This is a genomic window from Okeania sp. SIO2B9, from assembly GCF_010672505.1.
Lineage (GTDB): Bacteria > Cyanobacteriota > Cyanobacteriia > Cyanobacteriales > Microcoleaceae > Okeania > Okeania hirsuta.
Window position 1 is genome coordinate 1 of record NZ_JAAHGK010001343.1, and the last position, 2015, is coordinate 2015.

The 2015-nt window shown below is 39.4% G+C and carries 5 protein-coding genes; 2 read left to right on the top strand and 3 right to left on the bottom strand.

Annotated elements, in window-relative coordinates; all coding sequences use genetic code 11:
- Positions 1 to 62 precede the first annotated feature (62 nt).
- From F6K13_RS30525 to F6K13_RS30535, 3 genes are read right to left on the bottom strand one after another with little or no spacing between them, the layout of a single operon-like run.
- Positions 63 to 449: a hypothetical protein gene (locus F6K13_RS30525; protein ID WP_124154428.1), complete on the bottom strand. Its 387-nt coding sequence runs from the start codon at positions 447 to 449 to the stop codon at positions 63 to 65.
- Positions 446 to 688, bottom strand: a complete 243-nt coding sequence (locus tag F6K13_RS30530) for a hypothetical protein (protein WP_124144548.1) — start codon at positions 686 to 688, stop codon at positions 446 to 448. The genes F6K13_RS30525 and F6K13_RS30530 overlap by 4 nt, the downstream gene beginning before the upstream one ends.
- Before the next feature lie 13 nt (positions 689 to 701).
- Positions 702 to 1031 carry a CU044_2847 family protein gene (locus F6K13_RS30535; RefSeq protein WP_192901102.1) on the bottom strand — a complete coding sequence of 110 codons (330 nt, stop codon included), beginning with the start codon at positions 1029 to 1031 and terminating at the stop codon, positions 702 to 704.
- A gap of 254 nt (positions 1032 to 1285) precedes the next feature.
- On the opposite strand from F6K13_RS30535, the gene F6K13_RS30540 reads away from it, so the two are divergent.
- Positions 1286 to 1564: an acyl-CoA dehydrogenase family protein gene (locus F6K13_RS30540; RefSeq protein WP_275670346.1), complete on the top strand. Its 279-nt coding sequence runs from the start codon at positions 1286 to 1288 to the stop codon at positions 1562 to 1564.
- A gap of 69 nt (positions 1565 to 1633) precedes the next feature.
- On the top strand, positions 1634 to 1780 hold the full coding sequence (locus tag F6K13_RS30545; RefSeq protein WP_161564467.1) for a hypothetical protein: 147 nt from the start codon (positions 1634 to 1636) through the stop codon (positions 1778 to 1780).
- Positions 1781 to 2015: the final 235 nt, after the last annotated feature.

A 2015-nucleotide genomic window follows, 5' to 3' on the forward strand; every position in this document is an offset into this window, starting at 1 on the left:
GTTAGAAGAAATTCTGTTTGAGCGTTGTCAAGTTCTTTTAACACAGCAATTTGCAATCAAGGCTATAACCCAGTACCATTGGTGGCCGAAAATTCAGGTTTAATTACTCCGATGCTACCGGATTTGAGATCACCTAGAGTATAGTAAGCAATCCCTCTTCTTTGAATACCTAGTCTTCCCAGAATAGTTTCAAAAGTTGCTTCTACTCTATTAAGTGCTTGTAGTTGCTGATTAGCTATACCTGCAATGACTCCAGCAATTATTGCTCCAATAAAAGAGATAGCCAAAACACCAGAACCAAAACGAATCATGCGATTAGCTTTCTGATTAGCTTTAGCCAAGATACGATTCTTGTCTTCTGATGTCTCAAAAGCTACTTTAGCTTCTAGCTTTTCTCGTTCTTGACGTTTTTTTTCCTCTTTATCTCTATTCCGCTCTGTCAAACTCATTTGACTGCTTTCCAGCGAACAACCCTTGCCTTAAGAATGTTTCCCGATGCAACTAGGGGAACATCTAGATAAATTGCCCTATCTGGCAGATCTAGAGTATTTAGTTGTTTTCCCAGTGCTGCATTAACCACATGAGCGCAGGTGATAATGTGCCGATTAGACACTAGAAAACCTGCGCCAACAACGTTTTTGTTAGGTTGACGAATGCGAACGATTGCCGATGTCCATTGAAAAGTCATTGTTAACTACAAATCACTTCTTCCACTTCAAGGTAATTTCATAGTTGCCTTCCACATTTGTCGAGGCAATAATCGCTCCCATTTCTGCCGTCATCTTTAGCCCAAATTTTACCTCTACTTCATCAGGGGAGTCTTTTAGTTCCCGAACTTTGCCAATAATGTTGGTAGCAATAGGCTTAATTGTCTCCATTGCTTCAGCAAAGGAGGTTTGAGCTTGAGCAACAACTTTTTGGCCAGGATAGTTAGCAACCAGTTCCTCATCTACCTCGGAAACTGGTAACTCCTCTACTTCTACAAGAATAGACTTGTCACCATCTAAGGGAAATTTAATTAAGGGTTTCACAGTTTACCTCTGCTTCTAAATTGAAGTTCTAATTAAAAAAATTTTACTATTACTATTATGTACAACAAGCCACCCCTGGATTCCGGATATGTTCCTGGTATTTAGAATTTTTAGCAATACCCATTTCAGGCAAAAGATAGGCTACATAATTATCATATAGCTTTAGTGCTTTTGCTTTAGGATGTGCTTTAGCAGGTATAGATATTATGAAATAAATATCAAAAACGAAACTTCTTCCTTTTATCCCAGATGCAATTTATTCCTTACAAACTGAGGTTGATAAATGTCGAAATGCCATAGAAGAAGCCAATAAAAATCCTAATACTGATTTTGCCGAAAAACTCCACCTCAGAGCAACAGCTATTAATTTAGCCCAACGTTGTACTGCTGCTGCTGTTACTGTTTCTAGTGGCGCAGCTAATCACAAAAATCATGGAGCACAACGGGTTTATCGCGAGGCTTTAGTATACACAGTTTCAGGTCAAACTACAGATATTATGGAAGCTACTCTCAAATGTTATAGCAGGGAATAGGGAACAGGGAACAAGGAACGGGGGGAAAAACATTTCCCTGTCTGAGGTTCACCATCAGCACAAGTCCTAATGGTACTTAGGGTTTGCGCTCAAAAATCTTTTAGTAGGGGTAGGAGACAGGAGACAGGAGAAATGGGAATGAGCGAGGAGGTAGAAGTAAGAATTGTAAGAATGATTTTTCTGCCCAACTATGCGCCTAAAATACTAACTTTTTGAGCATTTTAGACTGAAACAGGCGCACTTTTTTCGACTCCAAAAAGGCACTTGTCTTTATATGTCAATGCTTTTAGATTTAATCAGCAACCCCTACTTAGACATTTTTTGGTAGGAAAAATGCTTCAAAGTCAGTCTAGACAAGGGAATTATTGTTTGGGTTGGCGATCGCCTCTTTCCCTAATCATAATAATCTGTAGGGACGTTGCATGCAACGTCCCTACCTGTTACCTGTTCC

Bases quoted from the DNA above. Each gene is read 5' to 3' on its own strand.
- F6K13_RS30525 (WP_124154428.1), bottom strand. From the start codon at position 449: ATGAGTTTGACAGAGCGGAATAGAGATAAAGAGGAAAAAAAACGTCAA.
- F6K13_RS30530 (WP_124144548.1), bottom strand. From the start codon at position 688: ATGACTTTTCAATGGACATCGGCAATCGTTCGCATTCGTCAACCTAAC.
- F6K13_RS30545 (WP_161564467.1), top strand. From the start codon at position 1,634: ATGGTACTTAGGGTTTGCGCTCAAAAATCTTTTAGTAGGGGTAGGAGA.